This is a genomic window from Acinetobacter sp. UBA2063 (genome assembly GCF_002333245.1).
Taxonomy (GTDB): Bacteria; Pseudomonadota; Gammaproteobacteria; order Pseudomonadales; family Moraxellaceae; genus Acinetobacter; species Acinetobacter parvus.
The window spans coordinates 5,762-6,822 of sequence record NZ_DDAH01000039.1; the positions used below are offsets into that span (position 1 = coordinate 5,762).

Genomic DNA, 1,061 nt, shown 5'->3' on the forward strand with positions numbered 1-1,061 from the left:
GTGGACAAAAACAGCGTGTAGGGATTGCGCGTGCGCTTGCCAATCACCCAAAAATTCTGCTGTGTGATGAAGCGACTTCCGCACTTGACCCACAAACCACCCAATCCGTGCTGGCACTGTTAAAGAAGATCAATCGGGAACAAAACATCACCATTGTGATGGTCACCCATGAAATGGACGTGATTGAGACTGTTTGTGATTATGTGGCCGTGATGGAAGCTGGCAAGGTGATTGAAACAGGGCCTACGCTGGACATTTTTAGTCAGCCACAACACCCCACCACAAAAACTTTTATTCAAACGGTATTACAGCAACAGTTGCCAGTAAATATCTTAAACAACCTTGAACACAGACATCACAATAGTATTTATAGTTTGCAGTTTCTGGGTACATCTGCACAGGAAACGGTAATTCAGGCAGTCATCAAACAGTTTGATATCAGTTTAAATATTCTCTTTGCCAATATGACTGAAATCAATGGTACTGTGATTGGGCAAATGTTTATTCAACTGCTCGGTGATGAAAGTCTTATTCGGCAAGCAATCCAATTTCTGGAGCAGCATGGCGTTAAAGTTGAACAGTCTGGAGTCAGCCAATGAGAGATTTAATTGTACAATGGCTAACTGACGTCACAGCACCTTTTTGGCATAGTGCCCTTAGCATTGACCAGTTTGTGACAGCCTTGCAGGAAACCTTTCAAATGGTTTTCTTCTCATTACTGTTTGGCTGTATCTGGGGATTGATTCAGGGCATTACGCTGGTGGTTACCCGTACAGGTGGCATTCTACAAAATCGGGCGATTTACTATTTCCTGAATCCTATTGTCAATGCCCTGCGTTCACTCCCATTTATCATTTTATTGATCGCGGTGATTCCACTAACCAAACTACTGGTGGGAACATCCATTGGGACATGGGCTGCAATTGTGCCTTTAACCATCTATGTGGGTCCATACCTAGGCCGTCTAATTGAAACTTCTCTGCTTGAAGTGAATGAAGGAATTATTGAATCAGCTCAGGCAATGGGTGCAACCCCTTGGCAAATCATCTTTAAGTTTATTA

The 1,061-nt window shown here is 43.2% G+C and carries 2 protein-coding genes; both read left to right on the forward strand.

Annotated elements, in window-relative coordinates:
- Positions 1–599 (forward strand): methionine ABC transporter ATP-binding protein (locus tag B4H32_RS01980; protein WP_286799558.1); only part of this gene is annotated, 599 nt, incomplete at its 5' end.
- The coding region (locus B4H32_RS01985) for a methionine ABC transporter permease (RefSeq protein ID WP_286799559.1) at positions 596–1,061 on the forward strand (466 nt) is incomplete at its 3' end. The genes B4H32_RS01980 and B4H32_RS01985, both read left to right, overlap by 4 nt.